Below are 24,641 nucleotides of genomic sequence, written 5' to 3'. Positions count from 1 at the left end.
ATCGACTGCTCCGCCCAGCCACTGTTCAGGGGACGAACCTGAGGACGGAGCCCGAAGGCTCCGTTTGAAAGTCACCAGGATTTATATTCGAGATACTTGCCCGAAATCTTGAGCTCGATCCGGTCCCCTTTTGGATTCGGCACTTTTTCCACGCTCATCTCGAAATCGATGGCGCTCATGATGCCATTGCCCGCCTTTTCGTTGATCAGTTCCTTGATCGTGTCGCCATAGACCCCGACGATCTCATAAAGCCGGTAGATCGCCGGATCGGTGGGAACGGCCTGGCTGAAAACCTTGGTGGGATATTCGGCGAGAACTACTGTGGCTTCCTGCGGAAGACCGAGGTTTCTGGCGAGGATATCGGCCTTTTCGCGCGGGAAGGCGTTCATGCCCAGGCAGGCGGAGGTGGTGAACACATCCGACATGCCGATCCCTTCGGCAATTTCCCCCCAGGTGATCCCCGTGGCGCGCTTTTTTTCGAGGATCATGTCGGTGACGTCAGCCTTGTTCATCGGTTTGTTCCTTCTTCTTGGCTGTTGGCAATCGTAATCAGGCAATCGAGACGAGGCGCGGGCGGTCGCCGTCTTCGGCGGAGTCGGGCGTTACTTGGCGCGCCGGGTTGACGGTGCGTGGACGCGCCGTGGCATCGGGATTTCCCCCGCCGCCGAGCGCGATCTGCGCCGAGCGGGTGGAGAGAAAATCGACGAGATGGTTGCGGATCTTGTAATAGGCCGGATCGTGGATGATCTCGGCGCGGCGTCGCGGCCGTTCGATGTCGACGACGACGCTTTCGGCGACCTGCGCCTTGGGCCCGTTGCTCATCAGCAGGATGCGGTCGGCCAGAAGGATCGCCTCATCGACATCATGGGTAATCATGAACACCGTCTGGTTGGTGCCCTGCCAGATGCGGATCAACTCGTCCTGGATCGTGCCGCGGGTCAGCGCATCGAGCGCCCCGAAGGGTTCATCGAGCAGGAGCAGCTTGGGCTCGATCGCAAAGGCACGGGCGATCGAGACGCGCTGGCGCATGCCGCCCGAAAGCTGGGCCGGCTTTCGGTGCTCGGCGCCATCCTTAAGGCCGACCATGTCCAGAAATTTCCTGGCATGGTCATAGACCTGCGCCCGGCTCCATTTGGGATTGCGCGCCTTGACCCCGAACGCGACGTTTCTGATCGCGCTCATCCAGGGAAGCAGCGAATAGTTCTGGAAGACGATGCCGCGATCAAGGCTCGGCCCGGAAACCTCCTTGCCATCCATGGTGACAGCGCCCTCGGTCGGCTCGTCGAGCCCGGCGAGGACGTTGAGAATTGTGGATTTTCCGCATCCCGAATGCCCGATGATGCAGATGAATTCGCCCTTGTCGATATCGAAGTTGACGTTTTCGAAGACCGTCAGGTCTTCGCCCTTCGGATTGGGGAAACGCTTGGCCAATCCGTCGATTTCGAGAAATGGTTTGTCCATGCCGCTCTCCTATTCCTGATAGCGCACGGCGCGCTGAAGCTGGCCGAAGGCGGCATCGAGCAACATGCCGACGACGCCAATGGTCAGGATCGAGAAAATCACTGAGGTGAGATCGAGATTGTTCCACTCGTTCCACACATAATATCCGATGCCGGTTCCGCCCACGAGCATCTCGGCGGCAACGATCACCAGCCAGGCAATGCCGATGGAAATCCGCATCCCGGTCACGATGGTGGGCGCCGCTGCGGGCAGGATCACCTGGAACGCGGTCCGCAAGGGCCCAAGTTCGTGGGTGCGGGCGACGTTCACCCAATCCTTGCGCACTCCCGCGACACCGAAAGCTGTGTTGATAAGCATCGGCCAGATCGAGCAGATAAAGATCACAAAGATCGCCGAGGCCTGGCTGTCGCGAATGAGAAACAGCGCAAGCGGCATCCAGGCGAGCGGAGAAATGGGCCGCAGGACCTGGATGTAGGGATCGAGAGCCTTGTACATGAGCGGGCTCATGCCGATCAGAAACCCGACGGGAAGGGCAATCAATGCGGCCAGCAGATAGCCGGTGAGCACCCGGAACAGCGAATAGCCGATCTGGATGCCGATGCCCTTGTCGTTGGGCCCGGCGTCGTAGAACGGGTCGGAGAGCTCCTCGACGGCCTTGGCGATGATCGCCGACGGTGCGGGAATGCCGGCCTTGGGCGCGCCGCCGCCCATGAGGATTTCATATTCGGTGAGCTCGCCGACCGCGGCGGCCCGAGGGGTGGCGATTTCCCACGCCCCGAGCCATACGATCAGTATGGCCACCGACACCAGCATCGCCTTGATATTGAGCGGCAGCGTCATCCGATCAGCTCCGCTTGATGGCAAAGCTGTTGACATAGGCCTCCGGCTCGGCCGGATCGAAGGTCTTGCCCATGATGACATGCGATTTGTAGGTCTCTTCGGGCGGGTTGAGGCCCAGATCGCGCATGACGGTGGCGCAGTCCGAGGCCAGATAGACCTGCTCGGCGACGGCGCGATAATCGACATCGCCCTCGATATAGCCCCAGCGCTTCATCTGGGTGAGGATCCACACCCCCATCGAATGCCAGGGGAAGGGATCGAAATCGATGCGGTCGGGCACGTCCTGCACGCTGCCCAGCCCGTCGGCGTAGCGACCCGTAAGGACCTGCTGGATCACTTCCACCGGCTGGTTGAGATAGTTGGTCGGCGCGATGGCCTCGGAAATTTCGACACGGTTTTCCGATGCGCTGGCATATTGGGTGGCATCGACAATGGCACGCAGCAGATTGCCATAGGTGTTGGGCATGGTCTGGGCGAATTCGGCCGAACACGCGAATGCGCAGCACGGATGGCCTTCCCAGATGTCCTTGGTGAGCTTGTGGATGAAGCCCGCATTCTCCCAGACGGCGCGCTGGTTGAAGGGATCTGGGGAGAGGTAGCCGTCCAGATTGCCGGCCGACAGGTTTGCGACCATTTCCGGGGGCGGGACCACGCGGATCTGGATGTCGCGGTCGGGGTCCAGGCCATGCTCGGCAACGTAATAGCGCAGCAGGAAATTGTGCATCGAATATTCGAACGGCACCCCGAAGGTCATGCCCTTCCACAGCGAAGGATCGTCGTTCTTGTCCTTGTGATCGTTGCGCAGAACGATCGCCTGCCCGTTGATGTTTTCAACGGCGGGCATCAGGAACGGCGTGGCCGTCGAACCCGCGCCCAAGGTGATGGCGAGAGGCATGGGCGTGAGCATGTGCGAGGCGTCGTATTCGCCCGACAGCGACATGTCGCGGGCAATCGCCCAGCTCGAGGTTTTCACCACCTCGACATTGAGACCGTAGCGTTCGTAAAAGCCCATGGGTTCGGCCATGATGATCGGGGTCGCGCAAGTGATGGGCACGAAGCCCACCCGCAAATCGCTTTTCTCCGGTGTTCCGATCTCATCGAGAATTGCGGCTTTGACCTTATCGATGGGTAGCACCGACGCGAACGCGGCGGCGAGCGTCGAAGCGCCCAGCATGGAGGCGAAACTGCGCCGGGAAATGTCGCGATTACCGAAGGTGGAGCGCACGATGGCGCTTTCGATAACCCGCTCCATCATCGCGTCGCTCGACATCTCCTTGTGCGCGGTGGTCGATGCGCCGTTCTTGCAGTCGGCGCAGCCACAGCCTTTGGTGTGCCTAAGATCGGTCTTGCCGTCGAACGGGTTGCCCAAGCTCTTGATCGTCATTGACGTTCCCCTTTTTGCTGTTGTTGGTCGCAATAGGAGCAAGTGCCGTGCCAAGTGCGGAAACGCCAGAATAGTTAGGCTTGCACACTTGCGATGGATACGAAAAGTCGTAATCTACGATTATTCGTATCAAGGTTACGATATTTCGTGATTGGGTTTAGCTATGGATGTCAGTCTGACAGCGCTGCTTGCGGCCAAGCCCGAACCGGTGCTTTTGATCGATCCCGTGGCCGATACCGTGCTTTACGCCAACACGGCAGCTTACGCGTTGTTTTGGGAGGCCGCAGAGGTTCTGGAGCAGGCCTCGGTGCGCTCTCTCTACAAGGGGTATGAGGCCAAGCTCTATGTCGTAACCGAGGAGGCGCTGCATAACGGCGTGAGCTACACGGCCGAGCTTGAGCCGTTCAACGCGGTTCCCTTCCATGATTACGAGCACCAGTTTGTCAGGCTGGACACATCCGAGGGTATGCGGATCCTAATTACCATTTGGGATCTCGAAGAGCAGAAACATCGCAGGATCGATCACGAGGCGGACAATTATCATCGGCAGGGTCTTGAGGAATGGCGTCGGGCCGAACGGTTCTTTCGCGAGATCGAACGTGAAAACCAGCTCATCCTGGCAGCGGCGGGTGAGGGTATTTTCGGGGTCAATGCCGACGGGGTGACCACCTTCGTCAATCCCGCTGCCCAGAAGATGCTGGGATGGGCCGCCGAGGACCTTGTCGGCATGAATATGCACGACATGGTTCACTACAAGCATCCCGATGGCTCCCACTATCATGCCTCGGACTGCCCCATCTATGGCGCTTTTCGGAATGGCACCGTCAACACCGTGGAGGACGAGTGCTTCTGGCGAAAAGACGGTACGCCCTTGCGTGTCGAATATACCTCCACCCCCATCGAGGACAACGGCGCACGGGTCGGGGCGGTGATCGTCTTTCGCGACATCTCCCAGCGCAAGGAAAACGAGGCCAAGCTGCGCGAGGCGATGGCCGAGAACGCGCGGCTGCGCGAGCGGCTGGAGATGGAAAACGCCTATTTGCAGGAAGAAATCCTGTCCCAGGCCAACCATTACGATATCATCGGTTCGACCGGGCCGATCCGCAAGCTCTTAAAGCAGATCGATCTCGTCGCCCCCACCGAAGCCAATGTGCTCATTACCGGGGAAAGCGGTACGGGCAAGGAGCTGGTGGCGCGCGCCATCCATCAGGCATCCCGGCGCTCCGACAGGCCGCTGATCCGCGTCAACTGCGCGGCCATTCCGCGTGAATTGTTCGAGAGCGAGTTTTTCGGTCACGCCAAGGGGGCCTTTACCGGCGCGCTTCGCGACCGGATCGGACGCTTCGAGCTGGCCGATGGGGGCACCATATTTCTCGACGAGGTTGGGGAAATTCCGCTCGATTTGCAATCGAAACTGTTGCGCGTTTTGCAGGACCGCCGTTTCGAGCGTCTGGGCGAAGAGGCGACCCGCGAAGTCGATGTGCGCGTCATCGCCGCCACCAACCGCGATCTGGAGCGAGAGGTGGCAAAGGGTGAATTCCGCGAGGATCTCTATTTCCGCCTCAACGTGTTTCCCATAGAATGTGTCCCCCTGCGCGAACGCAAGGACGATATCCCAGTGCTCGCCGACCACTTCCTCAAGATCGCCTGCGCCCGGCTCAACATTTCCCTGCCCATGCTCACCCGCGCCAATATCGCCGACCTCATGGCCTATGGCTGGCCCGGCAATGCTCGTGAGTTGCAGAACCTGGTCGAGCGCGCCGCGATCCTTGCCCGGAACGGGCGCATGCAATTTGCCCTGGGCGACAGGCCGTCTCTGCCCGAGCGGACCATGCCCAATCTGCAGCCCGATACCGGCCTGGACGATATTCTTACGCGTGACGAATTTATCCGGCTCGAGCGCGAAAACATCCGCCGCGCACTCAAAGCGGCGCAAGGGCGGGTGGCAGGCAAGGGCGGCGCTGCCGAATTGCTCGGTTTAAGGCCGACGACCCTTTATTCAAGGATCAAGGCCCTGGGCATATAGTTTGGAATGCCTGCCTTGCTGTTGTATGGATCAGCAAACGGATGAAAGTATTTGCAATCCCGATTGGGTTTGAAAAACACACCAGATGACTGAAATAGATAGAAAATTCTCCATCGCCCCCATGATGGACTGGACGGAAAACGCAGAAAGTTCAGTCGGATATTGAGGCGCCCGTGCAAATTCCGTGCTGCGGGAAAACGAATTTGAGCCACCTCGGGCGTACTCTTTGCGCGTCGCTCGGTTCAAGAATCGTAATCCCGCGCATGCTGATTTCGGATTACCGGCGCAGGATTCTATCAGGATCATAATCTGAACGTAGAAGGACGAAGTTCATCGCAATTCTGTGTGCCGGAGCGAAAACCTGAGCGTGGCACATCCGATTGGCGCCAGAGGCAATGGTGTTCACTCCGCGCGGAAGCGAGCCTTCCGTAAACGGGCAAAGCCCGATCCATCGCCATAGAGCGCTGAAGCATGGTGCTATCAAACTTGCTCAATCATCCTGGCTGTCCCACGGGCGGTTCGATGACCGTGATCCCGCGCCGACCGAAGTTAAGAGCAACTTTGCGGCTCAGGAGCGAAGCTAGATATTATTTGCTATGCAGTAGGCTTGGCTGCGCCCTGCAACGTCCAGATGATGCTTCTCTTGTTCGACGATTTCGTCGGCCAGCTTGCGCGCAATATGGCTGACCGGCCGATCCTTGGGCAGGCAGAGAACCAAAGTACAGTCGGCCCAGTCCTCGGCCAGCGGTATGAAGTGGGTGCCACGTTCTATCGTTGCCTCGTCAACGACAGTGCTAGGTAGAATGGAGATACCAGCACCGGCGGCGACCATGTGACATACTCCCTCAAAGCTGCGTAAGCGGATGGGGACAACCAGTTCGCGCCCGATCACCTTGGCTTTCTCCGTTAGAAACACGTTGATCGCCGAGGGTTCTTCAAGGCTGATGTGAGGATAGTCAAGCGTTTCAGCGTAGGTAAGGTTCGACCTATCCGCCAAGGCATGCCCGGCCGGAACCAGCAAACCGAGCACGCCACTTCGATAAGGGGTGCAGTCGAGACCGGGGAAGTTGGCGCTCGCGCCCGCAACACCGATGTCCGCCATGCCTTCGGTGACGGCAACGCCGATCGCCGAGGAAAGCTCTTCCCTCACTTGAATGAACACATTGCCATGCACCTGCATGAACCTACCGAGTGCCGTGGGCAGCGAGCCGGCAAGTGCATGTGAGTTCGCCGCGACGCGGATCACACCCGCGTCGCGATGCTTCCAAGCCGCGAGCGTGAAATCGAGCCTATCGGTCTGTTGCTGCACGGCTCTCGCATGGGCGATCAGTTCCAGCCCAGCAGGCGTCGGCATCGAGCCGCGGGCGGAGCGCTCGAGAAGCGGCACGCCCACGCTGTCTTCCAGCCTTTTGATCCGGTCGGACAGGGCGGAGATCGAAAGGTGCGCCCGTTTTGCCGCCGCAGAAAAGCTGCCCAAGTCTGCAATCCAAACCAGAACCCTGAGATCGATGAGATCATAGTGCATGTGTTCGTCAAATCCGAAAGCTGGCTTTTGAAATTACCGATATGCCAAATAGCGCCGACACGCTACATCGAAATCCAATATCAAAATCTCTCGAAACCTATACTCAAAGCCCTTGGGTAAGAGGGTTTCGGTTTCGACGAAAGCACAGCAGGCGGGAGGAGACTAGCTTGCACTCAACACTCAATAATGCTCGGGCGCATCCTGATGCGCCCAGATCGGATCGCGACCGCTCGGTCGACATCGGCGAATTGACGCTCGGACTTGCCCTCAAGACCGTTCAGGCCGGGCCAGTGATCGTGTTGTTCGGGGTCTGGGGGCTGTTCGCAGCCCTGAGCCCCTACTTCTTTACCCAATCCAACCTGACCAACATCCTTGTGCAATCAAGCTCGGTCGCTCTGTTGGCACTCGGTGCCTTTGTCGTGATTCTGGTTGGGAAGCTCGATATCTCGCTCGGCGCCACAGTAGGTCTGTGCACGATCGTTGGGGCCATTATGTTTCGTGACTATCCGGAATGGTCCTGGGCGGTAGTGCCGGTCGTTCTATTGACGGGCGCCGCGATCGGGGTCGCAAACTCTTTCATCGTAGTGGCGCTTAGGATAGACAACTCCTTCATCATCACGCTGGGCATGCTCTATGCGGTGCGCAGCTTCTCCTACGTGCTCTCGGGCGGCGCGCAAGTTCCCGGAGTGGCACCTTACTTGGCTGACATGGCAAGCGCGCGGATTCTGGGGATACCTGGACCGGTCATTCTGGTAGCGATTACCGGAGTCGCTTTGTGGGTCCTACTGAACCGCGTGGTGTGGGGACGCTGGATCGTCGCTATAGGTGGCAGTGCAGACGCGGCCGAAAAGGTAGGGATTCCTGTACGTCTTGTTCTGTTCAGCGTTTACATCATCGCTGGCTTGTTCGCCGCCATCGCCGGCCTTCTCGTGGCAGGACGCAATCATGCGGGGACCGTCGACGACGGCACCTCTGTCCTCCTCGCGATTGCGGCGGTGGTTATTGGTGGCGCGAGCCTATCGGGCGGTCGTGGCAACGTCTGGTCGACTATTGTCGGCGCCGTGATCCTGACTTCGATTACCAACGGGCTCACTCTCATTTCCGTTTCACCGAATTGGACTCCTTTCGCTATTGGCGCGGTCCTCATTGTGGCTGTGTGTCTCGACAAGCTGCGTAGCGGCATCGAAGGCGGTTTGCGTCTTCAGCAGGCGCGGATTCAGGCAAAGGTTTGAAAAAAATGAGCAGCACCGTTCTTGAAATTAATTCTCTGTCGAAACGGTTCGGCAATCACGCAGCGCTCGATTCGGTTAGCTTCAATGTGGGGCGCGGTGAGATCGTGGCTTTGCTGGGCGACAATGGGGCAGGAAAGTCCACCCTCGTCAAATGCGTGGCGGGCTTGTTTCAGGCTGACAGCGGCGAGATCCTCCTCGAAGGCGCGCCAATAAAGTCGGGAACCCCTGCAAAGGTACGGGCTAACGGCATCGGCGTCGTCTATCAGGACTTGGCCCTTTTCGACAACATGTCGGTGGCTGAGAATCTTTATGCCGGATCGGAGCCGCGTTGGCCGTCTGGCCTCGGCGGGTTCGCCTTCACTCGCCACCGGGAAATGCTTCAGGGGGCCCGAGAGACTTTCGATCGTCTCGAAGTGCGCATTCCGAACTTAAACACGCCGGTCGGGCTGTTGTCGGGCGGGCAACGCCAAGCGATTGCGGTTTCGAAGGCCATCGCTTTCGCCAACAAGCTTGTCGTGCTCGATGAGCCCACGGCCGCGCTGGGCCTGCGAGAGCGTACTAACGTCCTGCGGCTGGTAAAACAGTTACCGCACACCGGAGTCTCGGTAATCATCATCAGCCACAATCTCGAAGAGGTTATCTCGGTTGCAGATCGGGCGGTTGTGCTGCGCCAGGGGCAATTCGTTGGGGAAGTACCGGCAATCCAGGAAAACCATGAAACCATAGTTTCTATGATCGTTGGTGGATCATCCCACTACCGTGGTGCGAAACAAGGAGGAGACCATGTCAGGGTTTGAACAAACGAGAACGGGAGGCGTCGTTGCGGCGCTGGCCGGAGTGGCACTCACGGTGACGGCAATTGCCTTTGCCGCGCCGGTCCAGGCGCAGGACAAACTCATTCTTGGCGAGATACCGTTCCCATGCGCGCTCAACAATTTTGCCAAAACCTTGTGCGCAGGTTTTGAAGCAGGCGCAGAAGAATTACCGGAAGGTTATGCATTCGAGCTCAAGACAGGGTTGGATTTTGGTGACACCGCATCGTTCAACAACATCATCGAGACCAGCCTGCAGCTCAACCCTGCTGGCCTCATCATCTTTCCCAACGGGTCTTCGGCGCAGGTGCCATTGCTCAGGCGGGCCTGTGAGCAGGGCGCCAAAATCGTGATCATCGACAACCCGGTCGAAGGGCTCGGTGAGTGCCAGACGGGTTATGTCGCGGCGGACCATGGCGGGCTGGGTGCTCTGCTGGGCGAATGGCTCATCGAAAACCCACCCACCAGCAAGAAGGTCGGGATCGTCACGCTGCAACCCGGTCAGGTGGCCTCGAACGATGCGCGTGTGAGTGGGTTTAAGCAGGTGGTCGAGAATGCCGGGTTCGAGATCGTGGCCGAGGTGGTTACGGACCTATCGCTGGACCGGACCCGCACGCAGGTCACCAATATGCTTACCGCCCACCCCGATATCGGGGCCGTGTTGTCCGCCAACGACCAGATCGGCAATGGGACGGCGCAAGCGATCGATGATCCCAATATAGTTCAATTGTCCATCGATGGTGCCATGGACTCGGTTGAACGTATCGTCGATGGCAACTTGAGCGCAGACGCAGCCCAGGATCCCTTTAATGTGGCGCGGCTGGCGGTCATAAATATCGCCAAAGCAATCGAGGGCGAGGATATCCCCACGACGATTGCGCCCGAAGGGCTTGTTGTCGATGCCTCCAACGTCGAGGCATATCTCGACGCGGGCGGCATGCAGGGCATGGTTGACGGCGAATAGAACCTCCCGAGGTCCGGTCCCGCCCGTGCAGCGAGCGCGGAGCGGGTCCGGCCTTCCTTTGGTTCAGTCGTGTGCAGCGCCTTACCGACTATCCGAAAGCCGATGCTTCCATGAGCACGATAAATGTTAAAGTTGAATGTGACCTACCGGCGATCATGCGTGACGGGACAATCCTGCGCGCCAACGTGTTTCGTCCAGATACCGATGGACAGTTTCCGACGCTGCTGACACGAACGCCCTACAACAAGTCCGACTTAGCCAAGTGGGTGTGGTCCGGCCTCGATCCAATAGCTACGGCGGCCGAGGGCTTCGTGGTAATCATCCAGGACGTCCGAGGCCGGTTCGCTTCAGGCGGCGAATGGGTACCGTTCGTGTTTGAGGGATCAGACGGCGCCGATACGATCCGATGGGCGGCTTCGCTACCCTTTTCGTCAGGCCACGTGGGGATGTTCTCCGCCAGCTATTGCGGGAATCTTCAGTATCTGGCCGCGCAGGAGCGTCCTTCCGAGTTGGCCGCCATATCCCCGGCAATGACCTGGCACGACCCGTATGACGGATTTCTTTCGCGCGGTGGGGCGGTTGAATGGGGCTTGGCGCTTCGCTGGTCGCTGGAGAACGGCTTCGACGACATCGACCGTATGGCGGTTCCGGAGGATGACCGGCAAGGCCGGCGGTTGGCATTGGCTCGGGAGTGGGATGACCTAGACACCAAGGGATATTGGGACTTACCAGTTTCAGAGGCACCTGCCATTCGGCGGCACGACTTGACCGACCTCGGCATCATCCGAAGTTTGTCCGATCCAGATGTCGCCAATCATTGCGATGTATCGAACATTTCGGAGAGCCTCCGGGTGCCGAGCCTGCACACCGCCGGCTGGTACGACATCTTTCAGCAGGGCACCCTCGACAATTATGAAAGGGCAGCGGCGGCGGGCCGGGACGCCCGCCTGGTGATCGGGCCGTGGTCGCATCAGACCTTTGCCGATCCGATCGGCACGCGCGCCTTCGGGATGCATGCCGGGCGGACCGAATCCAATGCCTTTCCCGAGGGCGACTGGAGTGATTACCAGCTCGAATGGTTCCGGGCCTATCTCGGCGCGGACACTGAGGTGAAAGACTTCGGCCCGCCGGTGCGGCTGTTCGTGATGGGCGCCAATGTGTGGCGCGAGGAACAGGAATGGCCGCTGGCCCGTGCGAAAACCGTATCTTGGTTCCTGCATGCCGACGGCACGCTGTCGCCAGAGAAACCGGTGGACGAGGGTCATCTGGAATTCGTGTACGATCCAAGGAACCCTGTGCCAACATGCGGCGGGAACGGCGTTCTTTCACCCGCGCATGCCACAGGTCCTCTTGACCAATCAACCATTGAGATGCGCGGCGACGTCTTAAGATTCACGTCGGCGCCCCTTGCCGAGGAGATTGAGGTCACAGGCCCCGTCCGGGTCACGGTTCATGCCGCCAGCTCGGCTGTTTCGACTGATTGGGTCGCCCGCCTCTGCGACGTGTTTCCCGATGGACGATCCATCAACTTGTGTGACGGTATCCTGCGTGTGACAAAGGATGCGCAAACGCCGAATTCGCATACGATTGAACTCTGGTCTACCAGCAACCTGTTCCGCAAGGGGCATAGGCTGCGCGTGCACGTGACCAGTAGTTCCTTTCCGCGCTGGGACCGCAATCTCAACACAGGCGATCAGAGCAGCACCCGCATGGAGGTGGCCAAGCAGTCTGTTCGCTGTGGTGGAGCCCACCCATCCTTCATCGACCTTCCGATCATTCCATAGCCAGATTTCAGCAGATGTCAGGTCTTCACCCCAACAAGTCCAGTCTGTCCCCGCAAGCACTGAGTTCCACTGCCATACCCACGATCCACGGGTATATCGCGCCGGGCTATGAAGCGGTTCGCGACCAGTTCACAAGCAATCTCAGACGTCCTGACGATCTGGGAGGTGCTTTTAGCGCGGTGGTCGACGGCGCGACCGTGGTGGATCTATGGGGCGGCATCGCTGACCCGCAGCGCGGCGTAATTTGGCAGGAGGATACGGTGGCCGGCATTCTGTCCGGCACGAAAGGTCTGGTTGCGATCTGTCTGCTCAAATTAATCGAAACGGGCAGACTGGCACTGGACGAAGCGGTCGCCACCTACTGGCCCGAGTTCGCCCAGAATGGAAAGCAGGATATCAGCGTTCGACAACTCGTCTCCCACCAAGCGGGACTACCAGGGATAGAAGAGCCGATTTCACCACAGGAAGCGACCAATTGCACCCACATGGCCGAGCTGCTTTCCAGACAAGCTCCAATATGCAGGCCAGGAACGCAACTATATTATCACGCCCTTAGCTTCGGCTGGTTATGCGGCGAACTCGTACGCCGCATTGATGGACGGAGCGTGGGGCGGTTTTTTGCGGAGGAGGTGGCCGCTCCACTGCACCTTGATATATGGGTTGGGTTGCCAGAGCGGGAAAAACGTCGCGTCGCGACGACAGAAATCGATCAGGCGCTGGCGATTGGCTCAGGCATCGAGAATGCCGACTCGCTTTCTGAGCAGGTGCGTTGGTCGATTTGGGAGAACCCACAGCGGTATACGGGGAATCCACTCCCCGTCAATTCGGCATATTGGCAGGAAGCAGAGGTGCCGGGCAGTAGCGGCATCGGCTCAGCACGCTCATTGGCTCGCCTCTATGGCTGTCTGGCGCGTGGGGGCGAGCTGGACGGGGTACGAGTTCTCCAACCGGAAACGATCAACCTGGGACAGTCGGTTCTCTCAATCGGACTCGAGCCGTTCATCGGCAAGACAATGGCGTTTGGCGTGGGATTTCAACTGCAGACGAAAGCGCAGCCGTTCGGTCCGGCGGAAGCAGCATTCGGCCATACGGGCGCCGGTGGATCGGTGCATGGAGCGTGGCCCAACTTGAGATGTGGCTTTTCTTTCGTCACGAACAAATTGATGGGTTCTGCCGATGCGGATCAGCGGGTGCTCGGCCTCCTAACGCCACTATTTGCGGCGGTGGAGGCGAGCAATCACAGTTAGCGCTGTTGTTATCAGAGTTGCTTGGGATCGGGCTTGTACATGCCTCAACTATCAGAAATCCGCTACTTCGTAGCCGCTGCAGAGAACGGACGTCTACGACAGGCGGCCGAAATACTCGGCATCGTTTCCCCAGGCGTACAGATTGGCATGCAAGACGCGTGAATGATGATCGGCAACACGGCAATGGTCGGATGATGCTGGTGGGCAATCATGCAACATGTCTTCGAGATATTCCTGGAACAGCTAGCGGAAAGTGTCGACGACATTGATCTGACGCGCACCATGAGCTCGGCTGCGGCAGCACTCAACCTGCCGATCTTCGCTTATTTGTCGTTGATGCCGAGCGCTGAAACGGGTGCGCGTGTGATATCGAACTATCCATCGCGGTGGACGTCGCACTATCTTCAGAGCCGCTATGACAGGATCGATCCGGTGATCTTGCGCGCCCGGTGTCAAGAGTGCCCCTTTCAGTGGGGAAAGGAACACTGCGGCGAAGACATGTCGGCAACTCAACAGCAGTTTCTCGATGAGGCGGCCGAGTTTGGGATCGTCAGCGGACTCACGATCCCAATACACGATCGAAGAGGCAACTTTGCTGCGCTCACATTCGCAGCTGACGAGGGTGATCCGGCCTCGCTTCGTGTCGTTGAACGGTATGACCAGGCCCTCCAACTGATGGCGACGTGCTTCCACACTGTGGCGCGCGCAAAGACCGCCGGACCGATCATCGACGGCGTGAAGCTGACTCCGCGGGAACACCAGTGCTTGCAATGGGCGGCTTGCGGCAAGTCAGCTCGCGACATTGGCACCATACTCGGCATTAAGCGACGCACCGCTTCGTTTCATCTCGACAACGCCAAGGCAAAACTCGGCGTTCGAACCAGGGCCCAGGCAGTCGCTCGACTTTGCGCCTCACGATCGCTGATACGGTGATGTGATCGGGCCGTTCCCTGTGCCACCGAACAGGGTGTTTTGAAATTGCACTTCGGCTCCAATCAGAGGGTCATTCCTTCGAGGAGGCCCCTATGTTGCAGCTTATTTCGCCCGATTGGTACCGCGAATTTGCCGACGAACTTCACCAAATGCACCGCCTGCGATACCGCGTCTTCAAGGAGCGGCTCGGCTGGGATGTGCAGATAAACAATGGGTTCGAAACCGATGCCTTCGACCTACTGAAGCCTCACTATCTGTTGCTACGTGGTTCCTGCGGAAGCGTTGACGGTTGCGTCCGATTGCTGCCGTCGACGGGACCAACCATGCTCCGTGACACCTTTCCTGTGCTGCTCAAGGGGCAGCCGGTACCTTCGGAACCGGGCGTCTGGGAAAGCAGTCGCTTCGCGCTCGACCTTCCACCGTCCGCACCAAAGGGCACCAAGGGCCTCGCGGTCGGCACCTACGAACTCTTCGCCGGCATTATCGAGTTCGGCTTGTCGTTCAATCTTCGTCGCATTGTTACCGTGACCGATCTGCGCATGGAACGCATTCTGCGACGCGCGGGCTGGCCATTAGTGCGAATCGGTGAAGCGCACACGATCAGTAACACGCGGGCCGTGGCCGGTTATCTGGACGTGTCCGACGAGCGTCTAGATGTACTTCGTTGTAACGGTGGCTTTGGTGGCCCGGTCCTCTGGGCGCCCGTAGCCTGCAAGGCTGCATGACGGCGGCCTCAGTGGGTACATCGGGGAGGCTACGGTTGTGGTTGAATTGGGCAACGGTACTGCTTGGCCAGACTGGTGGGACGATAGGTCGTACGACTACACCGCTTGTCTGACACGGCTCGGTTGGGCATGGGAGTTTCTGAGGCGTAATCCTGCGTTCCAGCATGATCTTCGTCGTGCACTTGAGCAGGTCAACCAGGCGGACACCCGCGAGTCACTCGATGTAGTCGTGTCGCCAGTCGACCTGTCGCGCTGGGGCGTCTTGTTTCGCTGATTCGTTAGGGAGACAAGCGATTGTGCTTTGGTGTCCGCGCTGGTGCCCGTTCGTGCTGCCTGTTGTTGCCGAACGAATTTCCTCGTCGTCGATGATGGAGCGGTTCGATCTCAGATCACTGCCAAGCCGAGTCACGATGCTGGAGATGATCGACGGCTGCCACCACGTCTTGTTGCGGGAGAACAATCGATACCTCCAACTTGCCGTGTCAGGAGCCAATTTCCTGCGCCCGGTTCAACTCCGCACCGACGCGATATGGCCCTCAAAACACATGAAACACCGTATGTGGGCGCTCGAATGTCTCAACTATCTCTGTATGAAGGGAGAATTTCCAGCCAGATTATTTCCGGTCGAGAAGCGTAGCCAGCGCCTTTGCTTTGTTCTTCGGGCACTCGACGGTGCGCTGGCGGACGCGTCGCATCGCCAGATTGCCGAGGCCCTCATCGGCGAAGAGCGCGTGCGGACCGACTGGGCAGAACCGGGCGAGAATCTGCGTGACCGCACCCGCCGCGCCATCCGGCGCGGCCGAGCGCTGATGGAGGGTGGGTATAAGGATTTCCTTGTATGATGAGCGCTGTGCTGACGTCGGTTCTTCAGCTTGCGAACAGTTCTTTGTACCCCGTAGTGACCATCCAGTTCGCCCGATCGAGATGGCTGCGAAGAGCCTTTTGAGCGCGCTCTGGTTCGTTCGCCGGATCGATGCCGAGGATTGCCTCTGCCATTTCTTCTTCACTGGCATCGTCCGCGGACGCATCCAGCAGCCGCATATAAATGGTGAAATGCTCGTTGTCGTAGTCGGTGAGGTTGTCCGACCAAGGAACTTCGTCTTGTATGTCCGTCACCATTTCTACCCTTCTGACTGGTTCGGCGTTCCAGCGCAACTTTCGGCCAACCGACGACAATCGGCTCGACCTTGTCCTAGTATAACGAATAGGAACTATCGTTCCTAGAACGATAGTTCCTGCGTTGGTCCTTATGGGGTCATGGACCTCAAAGAGGTCATGGCGATCAACATGCGTCGTTTGCGCCATGACCGGGACTTGACGCAAGAAGAATTGGCAGCCCGCGCGGATATCAGCATGCGCTATGCGGGCTCCATCGAACGGGCTCGAGTCTCTGCCAGCGTCAGCGTACTGGGTCGGATTGCAGCGGCATTGGATGTCGACCCGTGCGAACTGATCAAACCTCCACGACGATAGGATTAGCCGGTTTTCAGATCCTCTGAATAGGAGTCTGTCGTCTTCTGTTTGCCACGGAGGCGCCTGCGCGGCTGTTGCCGCGCACCGGGTGCTCGTGAACCGAGCCCGCTATTCCTCGCTTGGCTCGGGCGGTCTCGGCCATCCGGCTTCGCCCCCTGGCGCGGGCCCGAAGCTGACGCTTCGGGGTAAGGCCGCCGGCTGGCGCCGGCGCGGTTTTCTGGTTGCTTTCCCCTTCCGGTGGGGGGGCGGTCGGCCCTTATAGCCCCGAGCGGTTACGCCGCAACCGCTTCGGCTTTGTATCCGTCAACCTCGTTCTTCTTCTCCTACCGAACCGGTTGCGTCGCGCCCTTTGGGCTCGGGGCTGACGGGCCTCTTCGCCGCCCCCCACCTCGGGGGAAAGCGGCGCGGAGACAGAGAGAGCGGCCATGACCGAGCAAACTCAACCAACCTCGAAGCGGGCGGCCGAGACAGGGCCGCGCATCTATGTGGCCTGCCTTGCGGCCTACAACAACGGCTATTTGCACGGGCGCTGGATCGACGCCGATCAGGAGCCGGAAGCCATACAGGCGGAGATTTCCGCGATGCTGAACGCCTCGCCCATCCCCGGCGCGGAGGAATGGGCGATCCATGATCACGAGGGGTTCGAGGGCGTGGAGCTTCACGAATATTCCGGCATCGACCGCGTGGTGACGCTGGCTGCCTTCATAGCCGAGCGTGGCGAACTCGGTGCGAAGGTGCTGGAGCATTTCGGTGGCGATATCGATCAGGCCGAGACTGCCTTTGACGAATACGCAGGCTGCTACCGCTCCCTTGCCGATTTCGCGCAGGAGATCACCGAAGAAACCACCGACATCCCGCCGACGCTGATCCACTACATCGACTACGCGGCGATGGTCCGCGACATGGAACTCAATGGCGACGTGTTCACCGTCGAACTCGGCTTCGAGGACGTGCACGTTTTCTGGTCGCGGTGAGGGCGGGGCGATGACCGAGGACATTCGCCCCACCGCCACCGAGATCACGCCCGAAGGCGAGCAGACGCTTGTTCCGGGCGTCGCGCCGATCACGCTGCGCGACGGGCTTGTTGCCCGGATGGCCGCGCCGATGACCCCGAAACGCAATCCCGATGCACAGCAGAAAGCCTGTGACATCGGTCTGTTCGATCAGGCCGCGCGCGACCAGTGCGACCTCATCGATCTTCTCCGCGCCGTCGAACGCGGCGAATCCACCCCCGACCATAAACAGGAGGACTGACCATGGAACTCACTCATATTCCGCTCGACCAGTTGAAGGTCTCCGCCTTCAACATGCGCCATGCCCGCAAGGCCCCGGACGTTTCCGACATCCTGCCGTCCATCCGGGCGCGCGGTGTGCAGCAGCCCCTGCTCGTTCGCCCGAACGGCAACAGCTATGAGATCGTCGCCGGGCGGCGGCGGTTCTTCTCGCTCAAAACGATCGTTAAGGAAGGCGGCGAGATCGAGCCGGTGCCGTGCGCTGTCATGGCCGAAGGCGACGATGCGGCCGCGCTCGAGGCTTCGCTGATCGAGAACATCGCCCGGCTCGATCCGGACGAAATGGCCCAGTACGAAGCCTTCGCCCGGCTGGTTTCCGAAGGCCGGTCGGTCGAGGATATCGCCGCGACCTTCGGCACCACCGAGATCATGGTCAAACGCGCCCTGGCGCTCGGCAAACTGTTGCCTGATATCCGCGAAGCGTATCGCGCCGAGGAAATCGACACGCAGACCATCCGGCAGTTGACGCTCGCCAGCGAGGCGCAGCAGGCCGAATGGCTCGCCCTGTTCCGCGATCCCGAGCAGTATGCGCCGCGCGGCTGGCAGTTGAAGCAATGGCTGTTCGGCGGCGAGATCAAGACCGGCGTGGCGCTGTTCCCGCTGGACAACTACACCGGCGAAATCGTCACCGACCTGTTCGGGGAGGGCGGCTATTTTGCCGACACGGAGCAGTTCTGGACCTTGCAGAACGCGGCGATTGCCGAGATGCGCGAAGCGCTGATCAAGGCCGGATGGGACGATGTGGTTGTCCTCGACTGCGGCGAACACTTCCATTCATGGGATCATGTGAAGACCGCCAAGAAGGACGGCGGACGGGTCTATGTCGAGGTCCGGCCCAATGGCGAGGTGACGTTCCACGAAGGGTTCATCACCCGCAAGGAACACGACAAGCGTATGCGCAAGCTGGCTGGTGGCGATGCCACGGAAGGGGAAGCACAGGCGGTACGTCCCGAACTCACCGCCGCCGCGCAGAACTATATCGAACTGCACCGCCATGCCGCCGTGCGTAATGCTCTGTTGAGCCAGCCGCAACTCGCCTTGCGCCTCATGGTTGCCCACACCATCGGCGGCTCGCTGCTGTGGCAGACGCGGCCTGAACCGCAGAAGGCCGACAAGGAGATCACCGCCGAGAGCCTTGCCAAGTCGAAGGCACAGGCCGCGTTCGAGACCGAGCGCACCGAAATCCTGAAACTCCTCGGCCTGCCGGAGCACAGCCATTCGGTCGTGCGCTCCAACGGTGACGACCATCGCGTCGGGCAGCTGTTCGCCGCGCTGATCAGGCTCACTGATGCCGAGGTCATGCGCGTTCTCACCTTAGTCATGACCGAAACCTTGGAGGCAGGCACCTGCGTCATCGAGCAGATCGGCTGTCATCTGAACGTGGACATGGGCGCGCTCTGGGAACCGGATGATGCGTTCTTCGAGCTTATCCGCGACAAGGGCGCGATCAATGCCATGCTCAAACATATCGGCGGCAAGGCGGTGGCGGACGGCAATGTCAGTGCCACGGCCAAGGTGCAGAAGAAGATCGTCCGCGACTTCCTCACCGGTGAGGGCCGCGAGAAGAGGGAAGGCTGGCTGCCCCGTTACATGACCTTCCCCTTCACCGCCTACACCAAGGCCGGGGCCGGACGGCTCACCGACAATGCCCGCCGCGCCAAGCAGCTTTGCGGCTGACATTTCCGGGTGATCAGGGGGAGGCGGGGCGTGGACCTCTCACCCACTGCTGGAGGTCCGCGCCCCGCCGATTGCGGCGGCTATGTGGTATCCGGGAGCCCCCGCGCCAGGCGGCGCGGGGGCTGTTCGCATAAAGGGATCGCGCGGATCGCCGTGACGTCTTCGTCGTCCTGGTCGGCAAGCCGTCGGGTCTGGGCAGTCACTCCGCTCACGAAATTCGGGCCGACAGTCGGCTCAGGCGGGGCATTTGGATCGCGCCGGTCCTGCAACGTGGAGCGGTTCCTGCCACCGCCAATCTCCACGGTCCGCGCATGATCTCCGGTCGGTCAAGGGACGATGCCAGCGCGCGTGGTGGCCGTGCACGGAAGCGCAAGAGGCTGATCAGGCGGAGCGCTGCCCGAGCCGGGTCCCCCGTCCGTCTTCGTCATATATCCACGCACCCGGCGGGCCATTTTGGTCTCCCTGCAACGCTGGCGCCATGGGCCCATCCCCTCGGCTTCTCGCTTTGTGGACCTATGGCGAACGCCGGGCGGGTGAAATCGGCGTCGCGCGGTTTTTTCCCCGTCCGCCCATGCGGGCGGACTTCCTCGCGGCCGCTTCGCTTCAAAAAACCGCGCGCCGCCGGTCCTCCGCTCACGCTGCGGCCCTGACGGGTTCGCCCGTCCGCCGCCCGCCATCGACGGTCCCGCGTCAGCCGAGGGGATGGGCCCCGAGGCGGCAAACGACAAGGAGACTGAAAAATGGCACAGGCACTTGGATATGTGACGAAGACGGAAAACGGCGCTTTCGAAGGCACGCTCGCGATGATGAGCCTGAAGAAGCGCATCCGCATCCAGCCCAACCGGGCCAAGGAAAGCGACGCCCAGCCCGACTTTAGGGTCTACACCGAGGACCGCGTGGAGATCGGCGGCGGCTGGAACCGGACCGGTAAGACGAGCGGCAATCCTTACGTCTCGCTGACCTTCGCAGCCCCCGAATTCGGGCCGCACAAGATCTACGCCAATCTCGGCCGGGCCGCCGGCCAGGACGACGAAGACGTCATGGCGATCCTGTGGAATCCGAACTGAGGGCGTCAAACAGAGCCCCCGCGCCGCCCGGCGCGGGGGTTTTCGCAAGCTCAAACGAACAAATCACGCGGGCAGGTCCGGCGAAAACTCGACATCGAGTTTTCGCCGGTCCCGCCATGGCTGTCGTTCGCCGATGGTGGCGCAGTTCGGAGCGGCTTTCTTTCGGCGCATGACAGCGTGATTGAAGGGAACGGCTGCTCCGTGTGTCAGCATCGGAGCGACCATGACCGACAAGGAACACATACTGGATGAAGACGGCCCCTTTCTGACGACGAAGGAAGCGGCGCGATTCCTCAAGCTCAAGCCCAACACGCTCGAAAAGATGCGCGTCTATGGCGGTGGCCCGATCTACCGCAAGCACGGCCGCCATGTGCGCTATCACATCGACGATCTGAACGACTGGTCGAACCTCAGAAAGAAGGATTCGACCGCCGATGAGTGAGTTTCTGACCCGCGTCGAGATCGCATTTTATCCTGAGTATCTCAATTACTGGCTGCGCTTCGGCGAACCTGTCGAGCGCATCGAGCTCGACCGAAGACGGTCGATCGCGCTGTTCGAACCCGGCCAGGCGTTCGGCTACGTGCGCTGGCGTGCCAATGAATACGGTACGCAGGATTGGCGATTCACGATCATCGAGGCGCAATACCCGTCGCTGCTGTTAAGCCGCATTCCCGGTGTCGCACCGGGTGCGGAAGTGCTGCTTCTGATGACCGGACAGGCGCGGGTCAAGCGAGCCCTCGCGGTCATCGATCAGCTCGAAAGCCAAGGCTTCGGGCCCGAAGACGTATCGCCCGCCTACTACCGTCACGTCCATGTTCGCCTCGCGACCGGACGGGAGGTTCGCGCCTATTCCCATGACCAGCACACGGCGCATCTGGCCGCGAAACGGGTGCGCCGATGAGGATCATGGCGCTGTCGGCAATGGCCATTCCCGTGCTCGCGCTGGCCGCGGCGAATATCGCCGAGCTACCGACGAAGCTGGTCTATAACGGCTCGGCCAGCGCCCGGATCGGCTTCTACTGGATCGATGACACGCCGGTCGGGCGGGGCGATTTGGTGCTGATGCAAGTGCCAGAACGCGTCCGAAGCCTCCTCAAAACGCGCCGCTATTTGCCGCCCGGCATGCCGTTGATCAAGCGCATCGTCGCCATTGGCGGCGACGAAATCTGCCGCCGCAAACGGGAGATTCTGCTCGATGGTGTGACCGTCGCGGTGGCCAGAAACGCGGATCGATTGGGGCGGTCGTTGCCCGATTGGCAGGGATGCAGAGTCCTTCGCAACGATCAGATTTTCGTGCTGCAGGCCCATCCGGATTCCTTTGATGGGCGGTACTTCGGGCCGGTGGACCGGTCGCTGGTCATCGGCCGGGCAATCTGGGTGCGGTTCCCGTGGCAGAAATGAGCGCCAGCATGATCCAGCAGACAGCGTGGTTTGGAGCGGGAGAAGGGTTTGGGGCGGCGGAGAGCAAGATAAAAGGGGATGGTGCAAGACCAACCCGAAAGCCGGTCTGCACATCGGGTTTCACCTGCACATGGGTCAGAACCCCATGTGCAGGCGAAAGGGCTCAAGCCTTTGAGTGTTTTCGCGAAAACATGGTGCAAGCCGCGAGGGCGGCTTGGAACGGCTCGAAACGCGCCCATGTCATGAGCCGCCATGACCAGGAACGATGACAACATTTTCAAACCGAAGCTCGGCCGCATCCGCAGCCGAGGCGGCGGGCGAGCGAAGAGCTATCTCAATCGCGTGCTCCATCAGATCTCGGCGGCCGGCAAGACTGGCTTCGGCGCGTCACGCTCGCGCCGCTTCACCGGCACAAGAATCGGGCGTGGCAATGAGGTGCTTCGCCGTTACCGTGCCGGCCACCGCTTTGGTCCGGCTTCCCGTCGTGTCGTCATCAAGTCACGGATCGTCAAGCTGGCGGGGAGGGGAGCGGGCTCCAGTCTCGCCGCCGCGCGGGCTCATCTCAGATACATCCAGCGCGAAGGCGTTTCGAAACAGCATGAGCCCGGCCAGCTCTATGATGCGAACGGCGATAATGCCGATGGTGGTGCATTCCTCGACCGAAGCGAAGGGGACCGGCATCAGTTCCGCTTCATTGTTTCGCCCGAGGACGCGACCGAGATCGGTGACCTCAAATCCTTCGTCCGCGATCTGATGCGCACGATGGAAAGAGATCTCGGCACGAAACTCGATTGGGTCGCGGTCGATCATTTCAACACCGGCCATCCGCACACCCATATCGTACTGCGCGGCCGCGACGATCAGGGCAAGGATCTGGTCATCGCCCGCGACTACATCAGCCACGGCATGCGCCGGAGCGCCAGTGAACTCCTCACCCTGGAACTCGGCCCGCAGACCGAACAGGAAATCCAACACAAGCTCGAGCGCCAGGTCGAGCAGGACCGTTTCACCGATCTGGACAGGCAGCTGATCCGGCAGGCGGAAGATGACGTCTTTGACGTGCGCGACGGACGGGCGGCCGGCAAGGGGCGGTTGAGGCATGCGCTGCAGATGGGGCGGTTGCGTGTCCTTGAGCGGCGCGGCCTTGCCGAAGAAACCGCGCCAAGCCGATGGCGGTTGTCGCCGAACCTGGAAAACACGCTGCGGCGAGCCGGCGAGCGCGGCGACATCATCAAGGCGATGCACCGTTGTCTCACAGCCGCCGGGTTGGATGTCGGCGCCGCCGACTATTCGGTCTTCGATCCAAGTGATCCGCGAGCTCGAACCATCACCGGTCGCATCATCGATCGCGGGCTCCATGACGAACTCAATGACGGCCACTACATCATGGTCGATGCCGCGGACGGGCGGGTGCACTACGTCGCGCTCGATCCCAGCCACCACACGGACGACCTTCCGCTCGGCGCTGTCGTCGAGGTCCAGCCGGCGGAGAGGGGCATGGGTCGGGCTGATCGCACTATTGCCGAGATCGCACAACGAAACGACGGCATCTACTCGCCGAAGCTGCATCAGGCGCATGATGGCGAGGCATCGGGTGAATATATCAAATCGCACGTTCGACGTCTGGAAGCGCTGCGTCGGCAAAACATCGTTCAGCGCTTCGCGGATGGTTCGTGGGAAATTCCCGATGACTTCGAGGATCGTGTTGCCGGTGTTTCAGGGAAGCGATCACGCCATCCCGCGCACGTTTTGACCCTGTCCTATCTGTCTCTTGACAGGCAGGTGATGGCCGATGGCGCGACTTGGCTCGACCGGCAGTTGGTCGCGGGTGACACGATTGAACTTCGGGGCGAACGGTTTGGCGCGGCGGCCAGTGCGGCGATGCACCGGCGCCAAGAGCACCTCATCGAGCAAGGTATGGCGGAGCGACAGGACGATGGAATCCGGTACCGGCGCAATCTGCTTCGTTTGTTGCGGTGGCGGGAACTGGCTGCCGCCGGCGACCGGATGGCGAAGGTGAGCGGACTATCCTTTGTCGAAACGCCGGATGGCGCGCGTGCCGAAGGCGTCTATCGTCGGTCGGTTCATCTCGCCAGCGGCAAGTTTGCGGTCCTGGAGAAATCGAAGGAGTTCACTCTCGTGCCGTGGCGGCCGGCGTTGGAGCGTCAGCGCGGACAAATGGTCAGCGGTATCGGGAGAGGGTCGACGGCGTCGTTTGAAGTCTCAAGAAAGAAGGGGATTGGACTCAGTTGATACACGGCTGTTGGGAGTGCGGAACATGCGATGGCTATTCACTGTCCCGCTGCGGCAGAATGGACGCCAGATCGCCTTCGACGTCAATATTGTGGCGACCAGCCAAGATGGCGACCTGATATCCGACCGTTGCCCTGAACGCTCCTAGAGCTAGGAAGAAACCTGGCCGGCCTCGCCGAACATGGAAGTCGCCATCGAAGTGCGGAAACTCCTCGTGCTGCTCGTCGTGAAACACGCGGCAGGCGCCCCGAATTACCCGAATGGCGTCGCACGCCGAGGCACTCGACGGCAACGCTTGCAGAGCCTTGGTGCACTCCTCGCGGATTTGGTGAATGGAATGTTCAACCTGACCCTCTGTTTCAAGCTGGAATGGGTTGAAGAGTACACGCCGATCTTCAAGGAAGATCAGAAAGCGCCTGACGATTTCGGCTTCGGATGGGCCGGGATCGGCCCACTGGACGCCGCCTACAGGCGTGCTGACTCCTGTTATGCGTCGTGCGGCTTCGGCCGTTACCTTTCCGCGGCGTCGAAAGAAATCGCGCAT

The 24,641-nt window shown here is 60.3% G+C and carries 26 protein-coding genes; 19 read left to right on the top strand and 7 right to left on the bottom strand.

The genetic code is table 11. The features are described from left to right. Positions 1-71 precede the first annotated feature (71 nt). Genes cynS through ACP148_RS10400 form a run of 4 tightly spaced genes read right to left on the bottom strand, consistent with a single transcriptional unit; the run spans position 72 to position 3,679 of the window. On the bottom strand, positions 72-512 hold the full coding sequence (cynS, locus tag ACP148_RS10415) for a cyanase (RefSeq protein WP_421950836.1): 441 nt from the start codon (positions 510-512) through the stop codon (positions 72-74). 37 nt (positions 513-549) lie between these two features. Next, positions 550-1,461, bottom strand: coding sequence for an ABC transporter ATP-binding protein (locus ACP148_RS10410; RefSeq protein ID WP_421950835.1), 912 nt, complete (start codon positions 1,459-1,461; stop codon positions 550-552). 9 nt (positions 1,462-1,470) lie between these two features. Continuing rightward, on the bottom strand, positions 1,471-2,301 hold the full coding sequence (ntrB, locus tag ACP148_RS10405) for a nitrate ABC transporter permease (RefSeq protein WP_421950834.1): 831 nt from the start codon (positions 2,299-2,301) through the stop codon (positions 1,471-1,473). Positions 2,302-2,305: 4 nt separating this feature from the next. Continuing rightward, positions 2,306-3,679: a CmpA/NrtA family ABC transporter substrate-binding protein gene (locus tag ACP148_RS10400; protein WP_421950915.1), complete on the bottom strand. Its 1,374-nt coding sequence runs from the start codon at positions 3,677-3,679 to the stop codon at positions 2,306-2,308. A gap of 169 nt (positions 3,680-3,848) precedes the next feature. Between ACP148_RS10400 and ACP148_RS10395 the strand changes: the two genes are divergently transcribed. Next, positions 3,849-5,711, top strand: a complete 1,863-nt coding sequence (locus ACP148_RS10395; RefSeq protein ID WP_421950833.1) for a sigma 54-interacting transcriptional regulator — start codon at positions 3,849-3,851, stop codon at positions 5,709-5,711. A 580-nt stretch (positions 5,712-6,291) separates the two neighbouring features. Here the strand turns inward: ACP148_RS10395 and ACP148_RS10390 are convergent. Then, positions 6,292-7,236, bottom strand: coding sequence for a LysR family transcriptional regulator (locus tag ACP148_RS10390; RefSeq protein ID WP_421950832.1), 945 nt, complete (start codon positions 7,234-7,236; stop codon positions 6,292-6,294). A 167-nt stretch (positions 7,237-7,403) separates the two neighbouring features. Here ACP148_RS10390 and ACP148_RS10385 point away from each other — a divergent pair, with 167 nt between their 5' ends. The 9 genes from ACP148_RS10385 to ACP148_RS10345 all read left to right on the top strand — a co-directional run bounded on the left by ACP148_RS10385 (position 7,404) and on the right by ACP148_RS10345 (position 15,775). Further along, the gene (locus tag ACP148_RS10385; protein ID WP_421950831.1) at positions 7,404-8,468 is read left to right on the top strand and encodes an ABC transporter permease; all 1,065 of its coding nucleotides are present in this window, start codon (positions 7,404-7,406) and stop codon (positions 8,466-8,468) included. A 5-nt stretch (positions 8,469-8,473) separates the two neighbouring features. Beyond that, a complete protein-coding gene (locus tag ACP148_RS10380; protein ID WP_421950830.1) occupies positions 8,474-9,265 on the top strand; it encodes an ATP-binding cassette domain-containing protein in 792 nt (263 codons plus the stop codon). Continuing rightward, positions 9,252-10,244 carry a sugar ABC transporter substrate-binding protein gene (locus tag ACP148_RS10375; protein ID WP_421950829.1) on the top strand — a complete coding sequence of 331 codons (993 nt, stop codon included), beginning with the start codon at positions 9,252-9,254 and terminating at the stop codon, positions 10,242-10,244. Before ACP148_RS10380 ends, ACP148_RS10375 begins: the two co-directional genes overlap by 14 nt. Before the next feature lie 71 nt (positions 10,245-10,315). Further along, positions 10,316-12,028, top strand: coding sequence for a CocE/NonD family hydrolase (locus ACP148_RS10370; protein ID WP_421950828.1), 1,713 nt, complete (start codon positions 10,316-10,318; stop codon positions 12,026-12,028). Positions 12,029-12,042: 14 nt separating this feature from the next. Further along, complete coding sequence (locus ACP148_RS10365; RefSeq protein WP_421950827.1) at positions 12,043-13,275, top strand: serine hydrolase domain-containing protein; 1,233 nt, start codon at positions 12,043-12,045, stop codon at positions 13,273-13,275. Between the two features lie 210 nt (positions 13,276-13,485). Then, entirely contained in the window at positions 13,486-14,208 is a 723-nt protein-coding gene (locus ACP148_RS10360; RefSeq protein ID WP_421950826.1) for a LuxR family transcriptional regulator, read from the top strand. A 92-nt stretch (positions 14,209-14,300) separates the two neighbouring features. Then, positions 14,301-14,933: an acyl-homoserine-lactone synthase gene (locus tag ACP148_RS10355; protein ID WP_421950825.1), complete on the top strand. Its 633-nt coding sequence runs from the start codon at positions 14,301-14,303 to the stop codon at positions 14,931-14,933. Between the two features lie 37 nt (positions 14,934-14,970). Next, positions 14,971-15,207, top strand: a complete 237-nt coding sequence (locus tag ACP148_RS10350) for a transcriptional regulator domain-containing protein (protein ID WP_421950824.1) — start codon at positions 14,971-14,973, stop codon at positions 15,205-15,207. A gap of 136 nt (positions 15,208-15,343) precedes the next feature. Further along, positions 15,344-15,775 (top strand): DNA -binding domain-containing protein, encoded by a 432-nt coding sequence (locus ACP148_RS10345; protein ID WP_421950823.1) that lies wholly within the window; start codon positions 15,344-15,346, stop codon positions 15,773-15,775. Positions 15,776-15,800: 25 nt separating this feature from the next. On the opposite strand, the gene ACP148_RS10340 is transcribed toward ACP148_RS10345, so the two are convergent. Next, positions 15,801-16,052 carry a DNA -binding domain-containing protein gene (locus ACP148_RS10340; protein ID WP_421950822.1) on the bottom strand — a complete coding sequence of 84 codons (252 nt, stop codon included), beginning with the start codon at positions 16,050-16,052 and terminating at the stop codon, positions 15,801-15,803. A gap of 138 nt (positions 16,053-16,190) precedes the next feature. On the opposite strand from ACP148_RS10340, the gene ACP148_RS10335 reads away from it, so the two are divergent. The 9 genes from ACP148_RS10335 (at position 16,191) to ACP148_RS10295 (ending at position 24,097) form a co-directional block, all read left to right on the top strand. Then, complete coding sequence (locus ACP148_RS10335) at positions 16,191-16,406, top strand: helix-turn-helix domain-containing protein (protein WP_421950821.1); 216 nt, start codon at positions 16,191-16,193, stop codon at positions 16,404-16,406. A gap of 425 nt (positions 16,407-16,831) precedes the next feature. Beyond that, on the top strand, positions 16,832-17,380 hold the full coding sequence (locus ACP148_RS10330) for an antirestriction protein ArdA (RefSeq protein WP_421950820.1): 549 nt from the start codon (positions 16,832-16,834) through the stop codon (positions 17,378-17,380). Positions 17,381-17,390: 10 nt separating this feature from the next. Next, positions 17,391-17,660: a hypothetical protein gene (locus ACP148_RS10325; RefSeq protein ID WP_421950819.1), complete on the top strand. Its 270-nt coding sequence runs from the start codon at positions 17,391-17,393 to the stop codon at positions 17,658-17,660. Between the two features lie 2 nt (positions 17,661-17,662). Beyond that, positions 17,663-19,375 carry a ParB/RepB/Spo0J family partition protein gene (locus ACP148_RS10320; protein WP_425033485.1) on the top strand — a complete coding sequence of 571 codons (1,713 nt, stop codon included), beginning with the start codon at positions 17,663-17,665 and terminating at the stop codon, positions 19,373-19,375. 740 nt (positions 19,376-20,115) lie between these two features. Further along, the gene (locus ACP148_RS10315; RefSeq protein WP_421950817.1) at positions 20,116-20,442 is read left to right on the top strand and encodes a DUF736 domain-containing protein; all 327 of its coding nucleotides are present in this window, start codon (positions 20,116-20,118) and stop codon (positions 20,440-20,442) included. Positions 20,443-20,665: 223 nt separating this feature from the next. Beyond that, positions 20,666-20,884 carry a helix-turn-helix domain-containing protein gene (locus ACP148_RS10310; protein ID WP_421950816.1) on the top strand — a complete coding sequence of 73 codons (219 nt, stop codon included), beginning with the start codon at positions 20,666-20,668 and terminating at the stop codon, positions 20,882-20,884. Then, positions 20,877-21,344, top strand: coding sequence for a DUF2840 domain-containing protein (locus tag ACP148_RS10305; RefSeq protein WP_421950815.1), 468 nt, complete (start codon positions 20,877-20,879; stop codon positions 21,342-21,344). Before ACP148_RS10310 ends, ACP148_RS10305 begins: the two co-directional genes overlap by 8 nt. A 5-nt stretch (positions 21,345-21,349) precedes the next feature. Then, positions 21,350-21,844, top strand: coding sequence for a S26 family signal peptidase (locus ACP148_RS10300; RefSeq protein ID WP_421950814.1), 495 nt, complete (start codon positions 21,350-21,352; stop codon positions 21,842-21,844). Between the two features lie 252 nt (positions 21,845-22,096). Continuing rightward, positions 22,097-24,097, top strand: a complete 2,001-nt coding sequence (locus ACP148_RS10295; protein ID WP_421950813.1) for a DUF3363 domain-containing protein — start codon at positions 22,097-22,099, stop codon at positions 24,095-24,097. A 34-nt stretch (positions 24,098-24,131) separates the two neighbouring features. On the opposite strand, the gene ACP148_RS10290 is transcribed toward ACP148_RS10295, so the two are convergent. Continuing rightward, the gene (locus tag ACP148_RS10290) at positions 24,132-24,641 is read right to left on the bottom strand and encodes a DUF6650 family protein (RefSeq protein WP_421950812.1); all 510 of its coding nucleotides are present in this window, start codon (positions 24,639-24,641) and stop codon (positions 24,132-24,134) included.

It is taken from the genome of Pelagibacterium sp. (assembly GCF_965249125.1).
Lineage (GTDB): Bacteria > Pseudomonadota > Alphaproteobacteria > Rhizobiales > Devosiaceae > Pelagibacterium.
Note: the sequence above shows the minus strand (reverse complement) of the source record. Positions and strands in the feature narration are given on the sequence as shown.